Source organism: Sediminicoccus sp. KRV36, from assembly GCF_023243115.1.
Classification (GTDB): Bacteria; Pseudomonadota; Alphaproteobacteria; order Acetobacterales; family Acetobacteraceae; genus Roseococcus.
The window spans coordinates 4,384,841-4,404,772 of sequence record NZ_CP085081.1; the positions used below are offsets into that span (position 1 = coordinate 4,384,841).

Genomic DNA, 19,932 nt, shown 5'->3' on the forward strand with positions numbered 1-19,932 from the left:
TCAATGAGTACCGTGGATGGCCCCAAGCGCGACACGGTGCAGGTGCCCGGCGCACCCGTGCGCATCCTGCTGATCCAGGCGCCCTATTACGACGAGATCGTCTGCGGCATGCGCCAGGGCGTGGAACGCGTGGTGGCGGAGGCGGGCGGCCTGCTGGAAGTCGTGGACGTGGCCGGCGCCTTCGAGTTGCCCGCCACCCTGCGCATGGCGCTGGATGCCGATGACGAGGAGCCGCGCTGGGATGGCTTCGTGCTGCTGGGCTGCGTCGTGCGCGGCGAGACCGACCATTACGACCATATCTGCCGCGAAGCCTGTTCGGGCGTGATGAGCATCTCGACCGATTCCGGGGCGGCCATCGGCTTTGGCCTGCTCACCGTGCACACGATCGAGCAGGCCATCGAGCGGTCCCGCCAGGATCGGCACAACAAGGGCGCCGAGGCGGCGCAGGCCGCCCTGATGCAGGTGGCGCTGCGGCGCAAATGGGGTCTGGGATGAAAGCCGCGCAAAAGTCGCCGGGCGACAAGCCCGCGGGGGGCCGCCCACGCACCGGCGCGCGCGTCGCCGCCGTGCAGGCGCTGTTCCAGACCGAGCAATCGGGCGACAATATCGAGACCGTGCTGGACCAGTTCGTGCGCCATCGCCTGGGCAGCGCGCCCGGGCAGCAGGGCTTCGAGGATGGCCGCGTGGAGGAGGCGGATGTGCCGCTCTTTGCGCGCATCATGCGGGGCGCCGCCACCCAGACCGAGGATCTGGACCAGCTCATCGCCGCCCACCTGGCGGCGGGCTGGGCGATGAACCGGCTGGATCCGGTGCTGCGCGCCATCCTGCGCGCGGCGGCGGGCGAAATGCGCGACATGGGCGGGCCGCCGGCGCGCGTCGTCATCAAGGAATACATGGATGTGGCGCATGGCTTCTTCGGCGGCGAGGAGCCACGCTTCTGCAACGGGGTGCTGGATGCGCTGGCGCGAGCGCTGCGGGCCGAGGAATTCTAGAAACGGCAGGGCGACTCTGTCACCCGGAACCGCCGCTTCCAGCAGCTCCGGCCAACGTCCATGAGCGCACCGGCTGAATTCAGGCTGATCGCCCGGCATTTCCGGCCGCTGGCCGGCGCGGATGCGCTGGGCCTGCTGGATGATGCGGCGTTGCTGACGCCGCCGCCGGGCCAGCAACTGGTGCTCTCGGCCGATGCCATGGTGGCGGGCGTGCATTTCCTGGAAGATGACCCGGCCGAGACCATCGGGCGCAAGCTGCTGCGGGTGAACCTCAGTGACCTCGCCGCCATGGGGGCGGCGCCGCTGGGCTATCTGATGACCATCGCCCTCACGCCCGCCACGGATGAGGCCTGGCTGGATGGCTTTGTCGCGGGGCTGGGGCTGGACCAGCGGGAATTCGGCCTGCAGCTGCTGGGCGGCGACACCGTCTCGACCCCCGGTCCCCTGAGCCTGTCCATCACCATCCTCGGCCATGTGCCACCAGGGGCCGCGCTGCGCCGCCTGGGCGCGCGGCCGGGCGATGATCTCTGGGTCAGCGGGCGGATCGGCGATGGGTATCTCGGGCTACGCGCTGCACGCGGCGCATGGCCCGACCCCGATGGCGCCCTGGCCCGCCGCTACCGCCTGCCCGAACCCCGCCTCGCGCTCGGCCTGGCGCTGCGTGGGTTGGCGCGGGCGTGCATGGATGTCTCGGACGGCCTGTTGCAGGATCTTTCGCATCTGTGCCGCGCGGGCGATTGCGCGGCGGAGGTGCAGGCCGAACTCATCCCCGTCTCGGATGCCGCCGCACCCATCGCCGCCCTGGCGACCGGCGGCGATGATTACGAACTTCTCTTTGCCGCCTCCCCCCAGGACCGCGCAGGGGTCGAGGCCGCGGGTCTCGCCGCCTGCACGCCTGTCACGCGCCTCGGGCGCTTCACCGCGGGTGCGCCCCGTGTGACGCTGCGCGACAGGGAGGGCGCGGATATCACGCCCCAAAAGCTCGGCTGGAGCCACGTGTGACTGACATCAATGATCGCGCCCAGGAGCGCGCCATGAAGGCCACCATCTGGCGGCTCTTCTTCTGCCAGGCCCTCATGAACGCCACGATGGTGGGCCAGGCGGCGATGGGCGCCATCATCGGCCACAGCCTCTCGGCCGATCCCGCGCTGGCCACCCTGCCCATGGCGGTGCAGATGACGGCCGTGATGGCCGCCTCCATCCCCGCCTCGATCATCTTCGGGCGCTACGGGCGGCGCACCGGCTTCCTGCTGGGCGCGATGGTGTCCATCTGCGGCTCCCTCACCTTCGCGCTGGGGGTGTGGATGCAGGATTTCTTCGTCTATTGCCTGGGCTCGGCCTTTGCGGGCGCCGGCTTCGGCATCGCTCAGCATTACCGCTTCGCCGCGGCCGAGGCCGCAACACCCGCCTATCGGCCGCGCGCCATCGCCCTCGTCATGGCGGGCCCGGTGCTGGCGGCGGCCTTCGGGCCGGAGCTGGTGAAGCACACCTACCAGGCCTTCGCGCCCTATCTGTTCCTGGCGACCTACCTGGCCCTGGCCCTGCTGCCGCTGATCTGCATCACGCTGCTGACCGGGCTCATCTTTCCGCCCACGCCGCCCCGCGCGGCGGTGACCACCCCGGTGGGTGAGATCATGCGCCGCCCGGCCTTCGTCACCGCCGTTGTCGCGGGCCTTGTCGCCTATGGGACGATGAACCTGGCGATGACGGCAACGCCGCTGGAGATGATGTTCTGCGGCTTCTCGGTCAGCGCCTCGGCCACGGTCATCCAGGCGCACGCCATTGCGATGTACGCGCCGGGCTTTGTCACGGGCCATCTCATCGCGCGGTTTGGCGTGCGGCCCATCATCGTGGCGGGTGCGGGCCTGACCGCTGCATCCGTCGTGGTGGCGCTGCTGGGCGAGAGCTTCTGGCACTTCGCCGTGGGCCTCGCCATCCTGGGTGTCGGCTGGAACTTCATGTTCGTGGGCGCCACCTCCCTGCTCGCCACGGCCTATGCGCCGCATGAGCGGGTGCGGGCGCAGGCGGCGAATGATTTCATCGTCTTCGGCACCGTCGCCTGCACCGCCTTCCTTTCGGGCTATGTGCATGCCCGCTTCGGCTGGAGCCTGCTGAACCTCACGCTGATCCCGCCGCTGGTGGCGGCGTTGGCGCTGCTCGCCTGGCAGAAATCGCGCGGGGTGACCGCGGCGGCCGTGGCGCGGTAGGCCAGGGGGAAGGGCCTCCGGCGGCTGGGGCCGCGGGCCCCAGACCCCTTGAGTTCAGAGGATTTGGCCCGGGCATGGGGTCTGGGGCCAATGGCCCCAGCCGCCGGAGGCTCTTATGATTCGGCGCAAAACCTCAGCCGAACAGGATGGACTCCAGCGCCGCCAGCTTGGTCTGGTTCACCGTGGTCCAGTCGTCATTGAGAATGCCGCCCGTATCGGTGGAATTGGGGTTCCAGCACCAGAAGGTGAAGCTCATCCCCAGCTCCGTATCGGGGATGTCCAGCAGGCCATCGGTGTTGAAATCGCCATTCACATATTGCGTCAGCTCATCGAGCCAGGCGACGTCGCGGCTATCCAGCAGCTTGGTGCCGAATTCGCCGACCAGCACGGGGGCGATGCCCTCCTCGTAGATGAAGCCCCAATGCTCGCGGAAGACGTTGGGCAGGTTTTCCTTGAAGTCCGGCCCCTCGAACCAGCTGTTGGGATAGACCGAGTTCGGGTAGTCATGCGGCGAATAGACCAGTTTATTGGCGGCTTGCAGCACCACGGGATCATCCCGCACGCCCTCCAGCTGGCCGCCCCACCAGTAGTAGTCGCCCGCGTAATTGCCCACGCCCTCGACGATGATGAGCAGCTCGGGGTTCACCGCCAGGATGGCGTTGCCGGCCCGTTCCGCCGCATCGGTCCAGGCGGACCAGGTGGCGCCATGCGGCTCGTTCTGCAGATCCATGCCGATGACGGTGGAGTTGCCGTCATAGCGCTGCGCGAGGCTGGTCCAGGTATTCACCCATTGGTCTTCGGAGAAGCTCTGGTCATACCAGAGCCCGTTCGGGTTGGGCCCCGCGCCTGAGCTGGAGCGATGGCAATCCAGGATGATCTTCATCCCGATCTCGCCCGCGTAACCCACGATCTTGTCGAGGACGCCCAGGCTGGAAAGCCCCTGCAGGTCAGGGTTCAGCGTAAGGTTGATGTTCTGCGGCATGGCGCCGGGCTGCGCATTCTGCAGGCTGAAGGGCAGGCGGATGGTGTCGAAGCCCACCTCCACCATCTGGTCCATCATGTCCTGCCAGTTGCGGGCATGCAGGCCATCGGGCGTGCCGAGATAGCCCTCCATGCCGAACCAGTTCACGCCTTGCAGCCGCACCGGATCGCCATGGGAATCGATGATCTGGTTGCCGCTGGTGGAATAATAGCCGGCCGAGGGCAGCGTCGCGGCGGGGGCGTCATTGTCGCGGATGGTGCCGATGGCCGAGGCATCCAGCAGGCTGGCACCGATGGGCGCGCTCAGCGTGAGGCTGAAGCTCTCCGTGCTTTCCCGCAGCACATCGCCCAGCACCGCGACGGAGATGACCTTCGACAGCTCGCCCGGGGCGAAGGTCAGCTCGCCCGAGGCGGCCTGGTAATCCAGCCCGGCCGCGGCGGTACGGTCGGCCGTTGCGTAATGCAGCGTGACGGCGCTGGCCGAGGCGGCGGAGAGGCTGATGGTGAAATTCATCAGCCCCGCACCCGCATCGCCCTCCGTCAGGCTTGCATCCGCGATGGAAAGGCCAGGCACAGCGGGTGCCGGCGCGCCGCCATTGATGGTGATGTTGCGCGGCAGATCCGTGCCCGCGACATCGAAGCCGAAGGTGGCCGTGCCGAGTGGCCCGAGATTGCCGTTATAGGCGGCATTGCCGATCACATAGTGATCGCCCACATGGCTGACGACCTGGGCATTCCAGAGGTTCTTGATGGTGATCGCCGCATCGAAGGCGACGGTCCAGCCATCCAGCGCGATGGCATCATTCACCACCGTCATCTCGCCGATGAAGCCACCGGACCAGCTCTCGGCCACGCGGAAATTCACCGTATCGCCCGAAGCGGCTGCCACGTCGTCATTCAGGATGGTGCCCTGCGCGGCGCCGTCCAGGATGGTGGCGCCGGTGGCGGGGCCGAGCAGGAGGTTGAAGCTCTCATTCGCTTCCACCGCGGTATCGCCCAGGACCGCCACCGCGATGGTCTTGCTGGTCTCGCCGGCCGCGAAGTCCAGCGTGCCGCTGCTTGCGGCGAAGTCGCTGCCGGCGATGGCGGTGCCGGCCTGCGTCGCATAGCTGACGCTGACCGGCGCGTTCACCGCGCGTGACAGCGTCACCGTGAAGAGCATCTGCGAAGCCCCCGCCTGGCCTTCGGCAATCTGCGCATCGGCAATGGTGAGCATGGGCGCCACATCGTCATTGATGACGGTGCCGAGGCCGCTACCATCCGCCACCGTCGCACCCGTCGCGGTGCCGAGCAGCAGCGTGAAGCTCTCATCCGCTTCGACATCGGTATCGCCGTTGATGGTGATGGCGATGGTCTTGCTGGTTTCACCCGCCGCGAAGCTCAGCGTGCCGCTGCTGGCGGTGAAGTCGTTGCCGGCGGTCGCCGTGTCGCCCTGCGTGGCGTAGGTGACGCTGACCGGCGCGGTCACCGCGCGGGACAGTGCCACGGTAAAAAGCATCTGCCTGCTGCCCGCATCGCCCTCGATCGCCTGCGCGTCAGTGACGGTCAGGAGGGGCGGCACATCATCATTGGCGATGGTGCCGAGGCCGCTGCCATCCGCCACCGTCGCACCCGTCGCGGTACCGAGCAGCAGGGTGAGGGTTTCATCCGCCTCGACATCCATATCGCCGTTGATGGTGACGGCGATGGTCTTGCTGGTTTCGCCCGCCGCGAAGCTCAGCGTGCCGCTGGCGGCGGTGAAATCACTGCCCGCCGCAGCCGTGCCGGCCTGCGTGGCATAGGTGACGCTGACGGCACTGGTCGCGGCGCGGCTGAGCGAGACGGTGAACAGCATCTGCTTCGTGCCGACATCGCCCTCGCTCAGAAGCGCGTCGGAGACGGCGATGGTCACGGGCGGCAGGTCATCATTCAGGATGGTGCCCAGGCCACTGCCATCCGAGATGGTGGCCCCTGTCGCGGTGCCGAGCAGCAGGGAGAAGCTCTCATCCGCCTCCACCACGGTATCGCCGCGGATGGTCACCGCGATGGTCTTGCTCACCTGGCCGGCGGAAAAGCTCAGCGTGCCGCTGGCGGCGGTGAAATCACTGCCGGCCGTGGCCGTGCCAAGCAGGGCCGTACCGGCCTGGGTGGCATAGGTGACGCTGACGGCACTGGTCGCGGCGCGGCTGAGCGCCACGGTGAACAGCATCTGCTTCGTGCCCGAATTGCCCTCGGTGATTTGCGCGTCGCTGATGGAGAGGCTGGGCGGCACATCATCATTCAGCATGGTGCCCAGGCCGCTGCCATCCAGGATGGTGGCCCCCGTCGCGGTGCCGAGCAGCAGGGTGAAGCTTTCATCCGCTTCCACCACGGTATCGCCGCGGATAGTCACCGCGATGGTCTTGCTCACCTGGCCGGCGGAAAAGCTCAGCGTGCCGCTGGCGGCGGTGAAATCGCTGCCCGCCGCAGCCGTGCCGGCCTGGGTGGCATAAGTGACGCTGACGGCACTGGTCGCGGCCCGGCTGAGCGAGACGTTGAACAGCATCTGCTTCGTGCCGGCATCGCCCTCGGTGAGCTGCGCGTCGGAGATGCTGAGTGCCGGCGGCGGCAGGTCATCATTGCGGATGGTGCCGATGCCGCCACCAGCCGCGAGGGTGGCGCGGGTCACGTTGCTCAGCAGCAGGCCGAAGGTCTCATCCGCCTCGATCACGGTATCGCCCTTGACGCTGACCGAGACGGTCTTGCTCGTCTCGCCCGCCGCGAAGGTGACGGTGCCGGTCTTGGCGGTGTAGTCGCCGCCGGCCGTCGCCGTGCCATCGGCCGTGGCGAAGCGGGCCGTCACGCTCTGCGCGATCGCCTTGGTGAGGCTCAGCGTGAAGACCATGTTCCGCGTGCCCGAGGCGCCCTCGATCACCTCGGCGTTGGAAACGCTGAGCACCGGCGCCGCATCATCATTCAGGATGGTGCCTAGAGCGCTGGCCGTCCCGGCGGAGGCCGCGAAGCTGGCGCCCGTCAGGCCGCTCAGGGCCAGCTCGAAGCTCTCGTCAATCTCGTCCACGGTGTCGCCGCGCACGGTGACCGCGATGCTCTTGCTGGTTTCGCCGGCGGCGAAGGTCAGGCTGCCGCTCAGCGCATCATAATCGCTGCCGGCCAGCGCCGTGCCGTCGCGCGTGGTGTAGGCGACGGTCACGGGGCCATCCGCGGGCTGGGAGAGGGTGATGGTGAAGACCATCTGCCGCGTGCCGGCATCCCCCTCGGTGACCTGGGCCTGCGCGATGGACAGGCTGGGCGGCACATCATCATTCAGGATGGTGCCGAGGCCGCTGCCATCGGCGATGCTGGCGCCGATGGGCGTGCCGAGCACCAGGCTGAAGCTCTCATCGCCTTCGATGGCGGTATCGCCGAAGAGGGTGATGGAAATGGTGCGGCTGGTCTCGCCGGGGACAAAGGTGACGCTGCCGGAGGCGGCAGCGTAGTCGCTGCCGGCGATCGCCGTCCCGTCCCGGGTGGACCAGGGGATGGTCACCGCCTCGGTGGATGGCTGCGAGAGGGAGAGGGTGAACACCAGTTCCCGCGGGCCGGCCTGGCCCTCCTGCAGGGTCGCGTCGCTGATCGAGACGGCGGGCTGCGCTGCGGCCGCCCCGACCGTACCGAAGCTGATGCCGCTGAGCTGCGGGACGATATTGGCGTCGGCCCGCCCCTCGAACACGAAGCTGATTTCGCCATGACCGGGCACCGTGCCATTCCAGCCGGCGGCGCCCACGACGTAGCGTGTGGCGCCATTGCCGAGGCTGGTCTGGCTCAGGATGGTGGCGTCCCAGATATTGGCGATCTGGAACGGCACATCAAAGGAGATTGTCCAATTATTGAGCGTCTCGGCATTGTTGGAGACGCTCATCTTGCCGATCAGGCCCGTTCCCCACTGGCCTGAAATCGAGAAATTCGCTTGTGTAAACATGAGTAAGCCCCCCCCAGGGCCTGCTCAACATGCCGCTCCATCCTGGGTTGTGCAATCCTCTTTCTGCGCCAATTTTGACTTAAGAATGCGCATTTACTCAAAAAAGCGAAGATTGTCTCATTTCTATTCAATCACCGGCTGATCTCCGCTGGTCTCGCCGGATGCAAATGGAAATTCTCGGGAAATGAGACGCGCGAGCTCGCCGCAGCGCCTCAGCCAAGCCGGCGAAACACCACCGTCAGGTTGTTCGCCGGCATCTCGATCACCTGCTCCAGGCCAAAGCCCGATGCCGCCGCCGCCACATCCTCCAGCGCGCGCAGGCCCCAGGCGGGGTCGCGCGCCCGCAGGCTCGCATCGAAATCGAGGTTGCTCGCCGCCGTTTCGATCCCGGCGCGGATAAAGGGGCCGTAGAGCACCAGGGGCGCACCGGGCGGCAGGATCGCCCCGGCCCCGCGCAGCAGGCCCAGGCAGGCCGCCCAGGGCGCGATATGGATCATGTTCACACAGAGCAACGCATCCGCCTGCGTGATGGGCCAGGGCCAGGCGCTGGCATCCAGCGCCAGGGCCGGGCGGATATTCGCCACCCCGGCCGCCCAGGCATCAATGCTGGCCCGCGCTTCCGCCGCAGGGTCGCTGGGCTGCCAGATCAGGCCGGGCAGGCTGGCCGCGACATGCACCGCATGCTCCCCCGTGCCAGAGGCCACCTCCAGCACCAGGCCGGCCTGGGGCAGAATGCCGGCCAGGCAGGCCAGCAGCGCATCGCGGTTGCGCGCGGCGGCGGGGGCGAAGCGGCGCGCATCCGCCGCACCCGGCCCAGCTTCGTCCGGCCCAGGCACTTGCGGTGTGGTCACGCCGCGCGGACGCCCTTGCTGGTGGAATATTCGAAATGCAGCGCCTCGCCCGGGAAGACGCGCGGATGGATCGCGTGCGCCGCCATGGCCGCCTCGGAAAAGCCCTGGAGGATCAGCTTCAGCTTGCCCGGATAGGTCGCCATGTCGCCAATCGCATGGATGCCCGGAATATTCGTCTCGCAGGTCGCGGGATTGACGGCGATGTGGCTGCGCTCCAGCCCCAGCCCCCAATCGGCGATGGGCCCCAGTTCCATGGAGAGGCCGAAGAAGGCCAGCAGGTGATCGGCGGGGACGCGCAACTCCTCGCCCTTGAGTGTGGCGAGAACGACGTTGGTGAGCTTCGACCCGTCGCCCTCCAGGCCGTGCAGCTGATAGGGGATGGCCATCTCCACCTCACCCCGCGCGGCCGCGGCTTCGAGCTGAGCGGCACTCTCGGGGGCGGCGCGGAATTTCGGGCGGCGATGCACCACCACCACCTTGGCCGCCACATCCTTCAGGCTCAGCGCCCAATCCACAGCGCTGTCGCCGCCGCCGGCGATCACCACACGCTTGCCGCGAAACTCCTCGCGCCTGGTGACCATGTAGCGCACCGCGCCGCTGGCCTCGTAGCCGGGCAGATGATCCAGCGGCGGGCGGTTCGGGCCAAAGGCGCCGGCCCCGGCCGCGATGATCACGGCCTTGGCCCGCAACTCGGTGCCGGCGCTGGTGGTCAGCCGGAAGCCGCCCTCCACTGGTGCCAGCGACTCGACACGCTGGTTGAGCAGATAGCGCGGCGCGAAGGGGGCGGCCTGTTCCGCCAGGCGCTCGATCAACGCCGCCCCGGCGATCTGCGGGTGGGCCGGGATGTCGAAGATCGGCTTTTCGGGATAGAGGGCGGCGCATTGGCCACCGATTTCCTCCAGCGTGTCCACCACCACGCAGCGCATTTTCAGCATGCCGCATTCAAAGACTGCAAAGAGCCCGCAGGGCCCCGCGCCGATGATGGCCACGTCGGTTTCGATCATCTCGCTCATGCCTCGCCCATGCCCGGCTTTGCCGCTGCCGTCCAGCCTTCAGGGCGGGCCGGAACACGGGAGCCTCGCCGCCAGATCCGGCAAGGTGTCGGGGAGCGGAGCCAGCGCGCGGCCCCCGCAGGGTTCTGACCTGGCGGCGCGCGCCGCGGCGGATATGGGACAGGCGTCGCGCAACTTGACGGGCGCCCGGAGTTTCAGCCGGTGATGAGCCCGAGGGGCGCGCGGCATAGCCGCATTTGCGGCCAGTCACCGCTGGCCGCCCAGCCCCTCTTCAACGCGCAGGGTGCTGCAATCGGCGGATGATCGAGGGGCCAGCCGCCCCTCGGCATGCCGCTAAGGGTTGCCGCGTCTCAGCGCGTTTCGATGGTGATGCCGCGGCCGCCCACATTGAGCTCAACCCCGCTGCGGTTCTGATCCATATAGAGCCAGTAGCCGCCAACGCCGAGCACGACGCCCAGGATGCCGACCAGGGCAATGATTGAATTTCTGCTCATGTTTCTCGATCCGAATTCCGGCCCTATGCCGGGAATGCCGTTGAAACGTCCGGGAAGCCCAATGGTTCCAGCAACACGCAACAAATTTTGGCGGCCGAGCCTGCGAGCGCGGGGTCCGAATACGGGTCGGGTGTATTGACCCATCCCCATCACGCTGCCAAACACCCCCCGCCCGCATGCGGTGGGCCAGCCTGACCGGGGTCTCCGGTCGCCCACCGGGCTGATTCCTCGACGAATCACTCCACCAGCGACAAGAGGCCGAACCAAGCCATGCGCGATAAGGGCGAATACCTTTTCACTTCGGAAAGCGTTTCCGAAGGCCACCCCGACAAGGTTGCGGATCGCATCAGCGACACCGTGCTGGACACCTTCCTCGAGCAGGATCCCTATGCGCGCGTCGCGTGCGAGACCCTGGTCACCACGAACCGCGTCGTCATCGCGGGCGAGGTGCGCGGCCCGGCCTCGATCACGCCCGAACTTCTGATGCATCGCGCAAGGCTGGCGATCCAGGATATCGGCTATGAGCAGGAAGGCTTCCATTGGCAGCATGCCAAGGTGGAATGCCATCTGCACGCCCAGTCCGCGCATATCGCCCAGGGCGTTGATGCGGCCGGCAACAAGGATGAAGGCGCCGGCGACCAGGGCATCATGTTCGGTTATGCCTGCACCGAAACGCCCGACCTCATGCCCGCCCCGCTGTATTACGCGCACCTGATCCTGCGCCGCATCAGCGAGCTGCGCCGCAGCAACGACATCTCGGTGAAGGGCCTGCTGCCCGACGCCAAGAGCCAGGTCACGCTGCGCTACATTGACGGCAAGCCCGTCGGCGTCACCTCGGTCGTCGTCTCTACCCAGCATGAGGAAGGCCTGGACCAGGCCCAGATCAAGGCGATGGTGAAGCCCTTGATCGAGAGCTCGCTGCCCGCCGGCTGGATGTGCGCGGATAACGAACTCTACATCAACCCGACCGGCACCTTCGTGATCGGCGGCCCCGATGGCGATTGCGGCCTGACCGGGCGCAAGATCATCGTGGACACCTATGGCGGTGCGGCCCCGCATGGCGGCGGCGCCTTCTCCGGCAAGGACCCGACCAAGGTGGACCGCTCGGCCGCCTATGCCGCGCGCTATGTGGCGAAGAACGTCGTCGCCGCCGGCCTGGCCGACAAGTGCACCATCCAGGTCAGCTACGCCATCGGCGTCGCGAAGCCGCTCTCGGTGTATTTCGACCTGCACGGCACGGGGCATGATGTGGATGAGGTGAAGCTGGCCAAGGTGGTTCAGGAGTTGATGAACCTCTCGCCCCGCGGCATCCGCGAGCATCTGCACCTGAACCGGGCGATCTATGTGCCGACCTCCAGCTATGGCCATTTCGGCCGGACGCCGGATGACGAGAAGGGCACCTTCACCTGGGAAAAGACGGATCTCGTGCCGGCTCTCAAGAGCGCCTTCGGCCGCTGATCCACGCCTGAACGACAAAGGGGGCGGCTTCCGTGCAGGAGGCCGCCTTTTTTTGTACCGATAGCTCGGGGCTCCGCCCCTTCGATCCAACCACAAGGGGCGGAGCCCCTTGGACCCCGGCAAAGGGCTCGCCCTTTGCAATCCATGCGCAAGGTCCCGGATGAGCGACGAGGATGATTGGCCGGAAGGCATTCCGCATCGGCTCTATGGGCGGCGGCGGGGCAAGAAGCTGCGCCCTCGGCAGGAACGCCTGCTGAGCGAGGCACTTCCGCGCATCCGCTATACCGATCTCGGCTTTGCGGCAGGGGCCGATGCGCTGTGGTTCGAAGTGGGCTTTGGCGGCGGGGAACACACGTTGGCGCAGATGCAGGCCAACCCCGACACCGCCATCATCGCCAGCGAGGTTTACGAGCACGGCCTCTGCTCCCTGCTGACGGAAATCATCCCCGATGGTGCCGAGGCCACGGCGCCGCTGCCGCCCCGCCTGCGCCTCTGGCCCGCCGATGCGCGGGAATTGCTGCTGGCCCTGCCGGAAGCCAGCCTGGACCGCTTGTTCCTGATGTTCCCCGATCCCTGGCCCAAGACGCGCCACGCCAAGCGCCGCTTCGTCCATCCCGAGATGGTCCCCATCGTCGCGCGCGCGCTCAAGCCTGGCGGCATCTGGCGCGTGGCCAGCGATGACCCGACCTACCAGGCCTGGGTGCGTGAGGTCTTTGCCGGGCAGGCGATATTCACGGGGCCCCCGCCCGCGGAAACCCGCCCGGAAGGCTGGCCCCCCACCCGCTACGAAGCGAAGGCCTTCGCGGCAGGACGCAGCCCGCTTTACTGGGAATGGCGGCGCGGAAGCTAGGGTATCATCCGTTCGAACAGATCAGGCAGCACGAACATCACGGGCCCGAGGGCTGTGCGGCAACAGCACGGCACCAAACTCCACCTGGTCATCAGGGCGGGTAGCGCCCTCGGTGGGCGCCAACCACGGCTCAGCCCGGCTGGCCCGCAACCACCACCATGGCCGGCTTCAGCAGGCGGCCATTCAGCGTCCAGGCACTGGTCCAGGCCTGGATCACCGTGCCTGGCGCGACACCTTCGGGCGCGGGGGCTTCGCTCATCGCCTGGTGCAATTCGGGGTCGAAGGCTTGGCCCTCGGCGGGCTTGCGATGCACGCCATGGACTTCCAGGCGTTGCAGCAGAAACCGCTCCACCCCCTCGAAGCCGCCACGCATCTTGCCGATGATCTCGGGCTCGTCCTCGGCGGCCTTGGGCAGGAGGTCTATGCCGCGGCGCAGGTTTTCCGCCACTTCCGTCATGTCGGCGGCGAATTTCTGCACGGCGTAGTTGCGCGCCTTTTCCGCCTCGTCCTTGCCGCGATGACGGACATTCTGCACCTCCGCCTCGGCGCGCAGCCAACGGTCCTTCATCTCGGCCAGTTCGGCTTCGAGGGTGGCGATGCGCTCCTCCGGCGTGGGCTCGGCGGCGGGCGGCATATCGGGGGTTTCCGGCGCGGTTTCGGCCGGGGATGGGGTCTGGGGATCGTTCATGGGGCTCAGGTAGGCGCGCGGCCGCGAAGGATCAACCCAGCAGGCGGCCAATCACGCGCGCGGTGTAGTCCACCACCGGGATCACCCGACCATAATTGATCCGCGACGGGCCGATCACGCCAATGGCGCCGACGATCTTCTCCTGCGCATTACGGAAGGGCGCCACCACGACGGAGAGCCCGGCCGTGGAAAACAGCCCGCTCTCGGCGCCGATGAAGATCTGCACGCCCTCCCCCCGCTGGGCGAGTTCCAGCAGCTTCAGCGTGGTTTCCTGCGCCTCCAGCCGCTCGAACAAGGCCTGGATTTCATGGACGCGGGTCAGATTCTCCATGTTCTCAAGCAGCCGCGCCTGGCCGCGCAGGATGAGCGAACCGCTGCCCCCGCCGGCCCAGGTTGCCATGCCGGCCTCCACCACCTGCGTCGTCAGCGCATCGAGCGCGGTGCGGTTGGCGGCGATCTCCTGCGTCACGCTGGCGCGCGTCTCGTCCAGTGTGCGGTCGGAGAGGCGGGCATTCAGGTAATTCCCCGCCTGGATCAGCGCAGAGGGCGGCAGCCCGGCCGGCACCTCGATCACCCGGTTCTCGACCCGCCCATCGCCCTGCACCAGCACGACCAGCGCGCGGCCCGGGCCCAGCGGCACGAATTCGATGTGACGCAGCGGCGCCTCGCCCTTGGGGGCCACCACAAGGCCGGCCGCGCCGGCGAGGCCCGAGAGCATCTGCCCCGCCTCGGCCAGGGTTTCCTGCAGGGAACGGCCGTGTGCGGCGCAGCGGGCGGTGATCTCCGCGCGCTCCTCCTCGCCCAGATCGCCGAATTCGAGCAGGCCGTCCACGAAGAGCCGCAAGCCCTGCTGCGTCGGCAGCCGGCCGGCGCTGGTATGCGGGGCGTAGAGCAGCCCGGCTTCCTCCAGATCCGCCATCACATTGCGGATCGAAGCCGGCGAGAGGTTCAGGGGCAGCCGGCGTGAGAGCGTGCGGCTCCCCACCGGCTCGCCCGTGGCGACATAGACTTCCACCAGCTCGCGCAAGACGGCGGTGGAGCGGGGATCGAGCGCGCTTGTGGCGATGCTCGGCACCGCGAAGAGGGGTGGCTTCATGGGGGTGTACATCGCAGGTGAGAGCTTGGGTATGCGGGGGGGATTGGTCAAGTTTTGTGAATTGGACCGCCGTGCGGACGCCGCAAAGCCCATGGCTTCGGCGCGCGGGCGTGGGCAAAAATGTCCCCGGCGGGATTCGAACCCACGGCCCCCAGATTAGGAATCTGGTGCTCTATCCTGCTGAGCTACGGAGACGCGCCTTTCACATAACACAAGCCCCATCGCCCCGCGAAGTCTGGCCTTCATCCGGCCCCGGCCCCAGATTGCCGCCATGACATCGCCGATTCGCCCGCGCCTGCTGCTGCCCGAGGCCCCGGCTCTGGTCGCCTCCCATGGCCGCGCCACCCTGCTCACCCCCGATGGCGAGGTGCTGACGCTGACCGGCGCCCGCATCGCCGAGGCCCTCGCGGAATACCCGCCGCCGCTCCTGGTGCATGCCCCTGCCACCGCCAGGCGGCTGGACCTGCCGCGCTTCCTCGATGCGTTTGACCTGCTGGAGCTGTTCGCCTTCGCCCTTCCCGCCCGCAGCGCGCCACCCACGCCGCGCGGCCTGGCCCTGATGCTCGATCTGCCACCCCCCGAGGATGATGAGGCGGCGGCCGCCCTCTTGCCGGAAATCGCCTCGCGCCTGCTGCGCGCCCTGGCGGATGAAGCCCGCGCCCCCTCCGGCAAGGAAGCCGCGGGCATGGCCGCACAGCTGGCCGGGGCCGCGCAATGGCCCTGGGTGCCCAGCGTGCTCGCGGCCCTCGGCCTGCCCGATGCCAAGCCCGACCGCAACGCCTTCAAGACCTGGCGCCGCCTGCCCGATTGGGAGGAGACCGCGGCCCCGCCGCCACCGGCCAGCCATGCCGTCAGCGGCGCCGATTCCCGCCGCCGCCTGGCCGAGATGCTGGGCAGCGGGGCCGAGCAACGCCCGCAGCAGGCCGATTTCGCTTCCGCCGCCGCCGGCGCCTTTGCCCCGCGCGAGGCGGAAGGCTCACCCCACATGATCCTGGCCGAGGCCGGCACCGGCACCGGCAAGACGCTGGGCTACATCGCACCGGCCAGCCTCTGGGCCGAGCGCAACGGCGCCCCGGTCTGGATCAGCACCTATACCCGCAACCTGCAGCGCCAGATTGACCAGGAGCTGATGCAGCTCTTTCCCGATCCGGAGGAGCGGCGCGCGCGCGTGGCCGTGCGCAAGGGGCGCGAGAACTACCTCTGCCTGCTGAACCTGGAGGAAGCCCTCGGCCAATCCGGCCTGCGCCAGATGGCGCTGCCCCTGGCGCTGGTCTCGCGCTGGGCGGGCGCGACGCGGGATGGCGATCTGCAAGGCGGCGATTTCCCGGGGTGGACGCAGGAGCTGTTCCAGCCCGGCGCCCTGCTGGGCCTGGCCGACCGCCGGGGCGAATGCATCCGCTCAGCCTGCACGCAATACAGGAAATGCTTCGTCGAACACTCGATCCGCCGCGCCCGCACGGCCAGGCTCGTCATCGCCAATCATGCGCTGGTGATGGTTCAGGCGGCCCTGGGCGGCGGCGAGGACGGCAAGCCCACGCGCTATGTCTTCGACGAGGGCCATCATCTGTTCGATGCGGCCGACAGCGCCTTCTCCTCGGCCCTGACCGGGGTGGAGGCGGCCGAGCTGCGCCGCTGGCTGCTGGGGGCGGAGGGTGGCCGCTCCCGCGCCAAGGGCCTGCGCGCGCGCATCCAGGACCTCGCCGGCGACATCCCGCAATTGATCGCCCCCATGGAGGAGGCGCTGCACGCCGCCCGCTGCCTGCCGGGGGGCGGCTGGTATGCCCGGCTGGGCGATGCGGCCATCCCCGCCGATGCCAACGCGACCGAGATGTTCCTTCATGCCGCGCGCAGCCAGATCCTGGCCCGCGCGCCGGAGGATGATGGCATCTACACGCTCGAAGTGGACCTCCATCCCGTCAACGACGCCGTGGCCGAGGCCGGCGCCGCGCTGGCCGTGGCCCTGCACGCGCTGGAACAGCCACTGACGCGCCTGCGCAACGCCCTGGCCGAAAAGCTGGAAAGCACGGAAGGCGAGGAGGAGGCTGAGGTGGGCGAGCGCATCCGGCTGGAGACGGCCATGCGCGGCATCGAACGCCGCGCCCTGATCCCCCTCGGCGCCTGGCGCGGCATGCTGGCGCAACTGGCCACCGCCCAGGCCGAGCCCGGGACGCGGCCCGTCATGGTGGATTGGCTGCAGCTGGACCGCCGCGAGGGGCGCGACACGGATGCCGGGCTGCACCGCCATTGGCTGGACCCGACCATCCCCTTCGCGCAAGTGGTGGCGGCCCCCGCGCATGGCTTGCTCATCACCTCGGCCACACTCACCGATGCCGCCAAGCGCGATGATCCCGAAGCCGCCTGGCGCGAGGCGGAATCCCGCACGGGTGCGGCGCATCTGCCGCTGCCCGCGATCCGCGCGGCCCTGCCCTCGCCCTTCGACTATGCGGCGAATACGCGGACCTTCATCATCACCGATGTGGATGCCCGGCAATCGGGCCCCATCGCCAGCGCCATGCAGCAGCTCTTCCTCGCATCAGGCGGCGGCGCACTCGGCCTCTTCACCGCGATCCGGCGCCTGCGCGAGGTGGCCGCGCGCATCGCGCCCGCCCTGGAGGCCCGCGGCATCCCGCTCTATGCGCAGCATGTGGACGCGATGGACAATGCGACGCTGGTGGACATCTTCCGGGCCGAGGAAAATTCCTGCCTGCTGGGCACGGATGCGATGCGCGATGGCGTGGATGTGCCCGGCCGCGCGTTGCGCCTGCTGGTGTTTGACCGCGTGCCCTGGCCACGCCGCACCATCCTGCATCGCGAACGCCGGTTGCATCTGAGCGAAGGCAACCCGCAGGGCCACGACGACACGCATGCGCGCCACAAGCTGCGCCAGGCCTTCGGCCGGCTGATTCGCCGCGCCGATGACAAGGGCGTGTTCGTGCTGCTGGATCGCGCCTGCCCCTCCCGCGTGCTGGCGGGGCTGCCGGAGGGTGTGGCGCCGCTGCGCGTCACCCTGGCCGAGGCCGTGGCACAGACGCGGAGCCTGCTCTCGCCCTAGCCGCGATCGCAGCGCAGGGCGCTGGCGCGTGAAGCAAGCTGCCGAACGCCATGCAGCGCTTCAGCGCGATTCCAACCTTGCCATAAATAGCGGGTTGAGAGCGGGCGAAGCAGACGCAAGGCGCCGACGTCCTGCGGGGAAGCACGGCATGGCACGCGCCGCAATTCTTCACGGCGCCCGGTGCGTGGGAGCCAGCGCCGTCAGCCGCCTTTCCTGACGCGGATCAGGCCACTGCCATCAGCCTCCTGCAGTTCCTCCAGAACGAGGTGGCCCTGCTCCGCCAGGCTGCGTGCCAGGTTCCGGCGCGGCTCGTCACCCACGTAGCGCACCTCGAGCTCCGCCCCCGGCGGCATCTTGTCCAGTTGCAGCCGGGTGCGCACGAAGGTCATCGGGCAAGTGTCAGCCGAAACATCTATCTGAAACATGATTATCCTACGTAATAATTAATGATTATTGGTAGAAATCAGATTTGATCTCTTGCATAGCACCGCAAGGACGCTCTAAACGAACAGCATATTGCATATTGAAAGCAAAACCATGTCAGATAGCTCTACCGCTGGCGATCTCTTGGGACTGACCGCTGAAATCGTTTCCGCGCATGTGTCCAACAACCCGGTCTCCGTCAATGATTTGCCGAACCTGATCGTCGAGGTGCATCGCACGCTCTCCTCGCTCGGCTCGGTCCCTGCCCGTGTCGAGGTGGAAAAGAAGCCACCTGCGGTTCCGGTGAAGAAATCCATCACCCCGGATTATTTGATCTGCCTGGAAGACGGCAAGAAGCTCAAGATGCTCAAGCGTCACTTGCAGACCTCCTACGGCATGACGCCCGATCAATATCGCGACAAGTGGGGCCTGCCGCCCGAATACCCGATGGTGGCGCCGAATTACGCGAAGCACCGCTCCTCCCTGGCCAAGCAGATCGGCCTGGGCACCCAGTCGCGCAAGCCTGGCGTCTGAATCCTCGCGCCGGCCCTCACCAGGGGCCGGGGCGGCTTCTGTCCGGAGCGAACATGCTCTATGGGCTTTTCGGGGCCCGGTGATCGCGGGCCAAGACGGCAGAGAGGGCGGGACCATCAGCGACCGCATGTCCCGGATCGAGCAGATGTGCATCGAGCGCGGCCTCAAGATGACCGGCCAGCGCCGGCTCATCGCCCGCGTCCTGTCCGAAAGCGAAGACCACCCGGATGTCGAGGAGCTCTACCGCCGCGCGGTGGCGCTGGATCACCGTGTCTCGGTCGCCACCGTCTATCGCACCGTGCGTCTGCTCGAGGAGAAGGGCATCCTCGAACGCCGCGACTTCGGCGGCGGCCGCGCGCGGTTCGACCCGGCGGACCGTGGCATTCATCACCATCTGATTGATGTGGATACCGGCAACGTGATCGAGTTTTCCGATGCGGCGCATGATGCCCTGGCGCGCGACATCGCGGCCCGGCTCGGCTTTGAGCTGGTGCAGCTCCGCCTCGAATTATTCGGCCGGCGCCGATGAACGAGGCGCCCCCCTTCGAGGAAATCCGCTCCAGCAATCTCGGCGTTCGCGTCGCGACCACCGCATGGGAGGTCACGGCCGCCCAGGCGCTGCGCTACCGCGTCTTCTACGAGGAAATGGGCGCCCGCGCCGATGCGACGACCACGGCAACCGGCCTCGATGCCGATGCCTATGACGCCGTCGCGGATCACCTTCTGGTGGTGGATCATGATCGGGGCGAGGGGCCGGAAAGTGTGGTTGGCACCTATCGGCTCATCCGCCGGGCCGCGGCGGAGCGGCTCGGGCGTTTCTACTCCGAAGATGAATACGACATCACCGGCATCCTCAACTATCCGGATGGCATCCTGGAGCTGGGGCGTTCCTGCACCGATATCGCTTATCGCACGCGCGGCACGCTGCAGCTGCTTTGGCGCGGCATCGCCGCCTATGTCTATAACCACAAGATCGGCCTGATGTTTGGCTGCGCCAGCCTGCCTGGCACGAATCTCGACGCCAATGCGGCCCAGCTCTCCTACCTCGCGCATCACCATCAGGCGCCGGCGCAGCTTTGTCCGCGGGCGATCGAGGCGCGGTACCTGACCATGGATCGCCTGCCGCGCGGCAGCTACGACGCGAAGGCGGCGCTGCTGTCCCTGCCGCCGCTCATCAAGGGCTATCTGCGGCTGGGCGGCTTTGTCGGCGACGGTGCCGTGCTGGACGCCCAGTTCAACACGACCGATGTGGCCATCGTGGTGATGACGGACCAGATCACCGACAAATACTTCAAGCATTACGAGCGCAAGGCCGGCTGGGACGGCAATGACCGCGCCGCCTGACGCGCGCATGCA

At 67.9% G+C, this 19,932-nt stretch carries 17 protein-coding genes and 1 tRNA gene; 10 read left to right on the forward strand and 8 right to left on the reverse strand.

The annotated features are described in order from the left end of the window. Positions 1-3: 3 nt before the first annotated feature. The 4 genes from ribH to LHU95_RS20930 are packed head-to-tail and all read left to right on the forward strand — an operon-like array spanning position 4 to position 3,199. A complete protein-coding gene (gene ribH, locus LHU95_RS20915; protein WP_248708893.1) occupies positions 4-495 on the forward strand; it encodes a 6,7-dimethyl-8-ribityllumazine synthase in 492 nt (163 codons plus the stop codon). Then, on the forward strand, positions 492-992 hold the full coding sequence (gene nusB / locus LHU95_RS20920; RefSeq protein WP_248708894.1) for a transcription antitermination factor NusB: 501 nt from the start codon (positions 492-494) through the stop codon (positions 990-992). Before ribH ends, nusB begins: the two co-directional genes overlap by 4 nt. Before the next feature lie 60 nt (positions 993-1,052). Then, positions 1,053-1,994: a thiamine-phosphate kinase gene (gene thiL, locus LHU95_RS20925; protein ID WP_248708895.1), complete on the forward strand. Its 942-nt coding sequence runs from the start codon at positions 1,053-1,055 to the stop codon at positions 1,992-1,994. Then, positions 1,991-3,199, forward strand: a complete 1,209-nt coding sequence (locus tag LHU95_RS20930; RefSeq protein ID WP_248708896.1) for an MFS transporter — start codon at positions 1,991-1,993, stop codon at positions 3,197-3,199. The genes thiL and LHU95_RS20930 overlap by 4 nt, the downstream gene beginning before the upstream one ends. A gap of 133 nt (positions 3,200-3,332) precedes the next feature. On the opposite strand, the gene LHU95_RS20935 is transcribed toward LHU95_RS20930, so the two are convergent. The 4 genes from LHU95_RS20935 to LHU95_RS20950 all read right to left on the reverse strand — a co-directional run bounded on the left by LHU95_RS20935 (position 3,333) and on the right by LHU95_RS20950 (position 10,475). Continuing rightward, positions 3,333-8,117, reverse strand: coding sequence for a Calx-beta domain-containing protein (locus tag LHU95_RS20935; protein WP_248708897.1), 4,785 nt, complete (start codon positions 8,115-8,117; stop codon positions 3,333-3,335). 212 nt (positions 8,118-8,329) lie between these two features. Then, entirely contained in the window at positions 8,330-8,968 is a 639-nt protein-coding gene (locus LHU95_RS20940) for a DUF938 domain-containing protein (protein ID WP_248708898.1), read from the reverse strand. Continuing rightward, the gene (locus LHU95_RS20945; RefSeq protein ID WP_248708899.1) at positions 8,965-9,981 is read right to left on the reverse strand and encodes an NAD(P)/FAD-dependent oxidoreductase; all 1,017 of its coding nucleotides are present in this window, start codon (positions 9,979-9,981) and stop codon (positions 8,965-8,967) included. The genes LHU95_RS20940 and LHU95_RS20945 overlap by 4 nt, the downstream gene beginning before the upstream one ends. A 350-nt stretch (positions 9,982-10,331) precedes the next feature. Continuing rightward, positions 10,332-10,475, reverse strand: a complete 144-nt coding sequence (locus LHU95_RS20950; RefSeq protein ID WP_248708900.1) for a hypothetical protein — start codon at positions 10,473-10,475, stop codon at positions 10,332-10,334. Between the two features lie 270 nt (positions 10,476-10,745). Here LHU95_RS20950 and metK point away from each other — a divergent pair, with 270 nt between their 5' ends. Continuing rightward, positions 10,746-11,933 (forward strand): methionine adenosyltransferase, encoded by a 1,188-nt coding sequence (gene metK / locus LHU95_RS20955; protein ID WP_248708901.1) that lies wholly within the window; start codon positions 10,746-10,748, stop codon positions 11,931-11,933. A 160-nt stretch (positions 11,934-12,093) separates the two neighbouring features. Further along, positions 12,094-12,783 carry a tRNA (guanine(46)-N(7))-methyltransferase TrmB gene (locus LHU95_RS20960; protein WP_248708902.1) on the forward strand — a complete coding sequence of 230 codons (690 nt, stop codon included), beginning with the start codon at positions 12,094-12,096 and terminating at the stop codon, positions 12,781-12,783. 130 nt (positions 12,784-12,913) lie between these two features. Here the strand turns inward: LHU95_RS20960 and LHU95_RS20965 are convergent, their stop codons facing one another. The 3 genes from LHU95_RS20965 to LHU95_RS20975 form a co-directional block, all read right to left on the reverse strand. Further along, positions 12,914-13,471: a nucleotide exchange factor GrpE gene (locus LHU95_RS20965; protein WP_248708903.1), complete on the reverse strand. Its 558-nt coding sequence runs from the start codon at positions 13,469-13,471 to the stop codon at positions 12,914-12,916. Between the two features lie 31 nt (positions 13,472-13,502). After that, a complete protein-coding gene (gene hrcA, locus LHU95_RS20970; RefSeq protein ID WP_248708904.1) occupies positions 13,503-14,567 on the reverse strand; it encodes a heat-inducible transcriptional repressor HrcA in 1,065 nt (354 codons plus the stop codon). A 121-nt stretch (positions 14,568-14,688) separates the two neighbouring features. Continuing rightward, positions 14,689-14,762, reverse strand: a tRNA-Arg gene (locus tag LHU95_RS20975). Between the two features lie 76 nt (positions 14,763-14,838). Here LHU95_RS20975 and LHU95_RS20980 point away from each other — a divergent pair. Then, on the forward strand, positions 14,839-17,619 hold the full coding sequence (locus LHU95_RS20980) for an ATP-dependent DNA helicase (protein WP_248708905.1): 2,781 nt from the start codon (positions 14,839-14,841) through the stop codon (positions 17,617-17,619). Positions 17,620-17,819: 200 nt separating this feature from the next. Here LHU95_RS20980 and LHU95_RS20985 read toward each other — a convergent pair whose 3' ends face one another. Next, positions 17,820-18,044, reverse strand: coding sequence for a sulfurtransferase TusA family protein (locus tag LHU95_RS20985; protein WP_283094272.1), 225 nt, complete (start codon positions 18,042-18,044; stop codon positions 17,820-17,822). Positions 18,045-18,156: 112 nt separating this feature from the next. Here LHU95_RS20985 and LHU95_RS20990 point away from each other — a divergent pair, with 112 nt between their 5' ends. The 3 genes from LHU95_RS20990 (at position 18,157) to LHU95_RS21000 (ending at position 19,920) form a co-directional block, all read left to right on the forward strand. After that, complete coding sequence (locus LHU95_RS20990; RefSeq protein WP_248708907.1) at positions 18,157-18,576, forward strand: MucR family transcriptional regulator; 420 nt, start codon at positions 18,157-18,159, stop codon at positions 18,574-18,576. Positions 18,577-18,703: 127 nt separating this feature from the next. Beyond that, on the forward strand, positions 18,704-19,105 hold the full coding sequence (locus LHU95_RS20995; RefSeq protein ID WP_248708908.1) for a Fur family transcriptional regulator: 402 nt from the start codon (positions 18,704-18,706) through the stop codon (positions 19,103-19,105). Next, positions 19,102-19,920, forward strand: coding sequence for a GNAT family N-acyltransferase (locus LHU95_RS21000; protein WP_248708909.1), 819 nt, complete (start codon positions 19,102-19,104; stop codon positions 19,918-19,920). Before LHU95_RS20995 ends, LHU95_RS21000 begins: the two co-directional genes overlap by 4 nt. Positions 19,921-19,932 lie beyond the last annotated feature (12 nt).

Bases quoted from the DNA above. Each gene is read 5' to 3' on its own strand.
- ribH (WP_248708893.1), top strand. From the start codon at position 4: ATGAGTACCGTGGATGGCCCCAAGCGCGACACGGTGCAGGTGCCCGGC.
- nusB (WP_248708894.1), top strand. From the start codon at position 492: ATGAAAGCCGCGCAAAAGTCGCCGGGCGACAAGCCCGCGGGGGGCCGC.
- thiL (WP_248708895.1), top strand. From the start codon at position 1,053: ATGAGCGCACCGGCTGAATTCAGGCTGATCGCCCGGCATTTCCGGCCG.
- LHU95_RS20935 (WP_248708897.1), bottom strand. From the start codon at position 8,117: ATGTTTACACAAGCGAATTTCTCGATTTCAGGCCAGTGGGGAACGGGC.
- LHU95_RS20945 (WP_248708899.1), bottom strand. From the start codon at position 9,981: ATGAGCGAGATGATCGAAACCGACGTGGCCATCATCGGCGCGGGGCCC.
- LHU95_RS20950 (WP_248708900.1), bottom strand. From the start codon at position 10,475: ATGAGCAGAAATTCAATCATTGCCCTGGTCGGCATCCTGGGCGTCGTG.
- metK (WP_248708901.1), top strand. From the start codon at position 10,746: ATGCGCGATAAGGGCGAATACCTTTTCACTTCGGAAAGCGTTTCCGAA.
- LHU95_RS20960 (WP_248708902.1), top strand. From the start codon at position 12,094: ATGAGCGACGAGGATGATTGGCCGGAAGGCATTCCGCATCGGCTCTAT.
- LHU95_RS20965 (WP_248708903.1), bottom strand. From the start codon at position 13,471: ATGAACGATCCCCAGACCCCATCCCCGGCCGAAACCGCGCCGGAAACC.
- hrcA (WP_248708904.1), bottom strand. From the start codon at position 14,567: ATGAAGCCACCCCTCTTCGCGGTGCCGAGCATCGCCACAAGCGCGCTC.
- LHU95_RS20980 (WP_248708905.1), top strand. From the start codon at position 14,839: ATGACATCGCCGATTCGCCCGCGCCTGCTGCTGCCCGAGGCCCCGGCT.
- LHU95_RS20985 (WP_283094272.1), bottom strand. From the start codon at position 18,044: ATGTTTCAGATAGATGTTTCGGCTGACACTTGCCCGATGACCTTCGTG.
- LHU95_RS20990 (WP_248708907.1), top strand. From the start codon at position 18,157: ATGTCAGATAGCTCTACCGCTGGCGATCTCTTGGGACTGACCGCTGAA.
- LHU95_RS20995 (WP_248708908.1), top strand. From the start codon at position 18,704: ATGTCCCGGATCGAGCAGATGTGCATCGAGCGCGGCCTCAAGATGACC.
- LHU95_RS21000 (WP_248708909.1), top strand. From the start codon at position 19,102: ATGAACGAGGCGCCCCCCTTCGAGGAAATCCGCTCCAGCAATCTCGGC.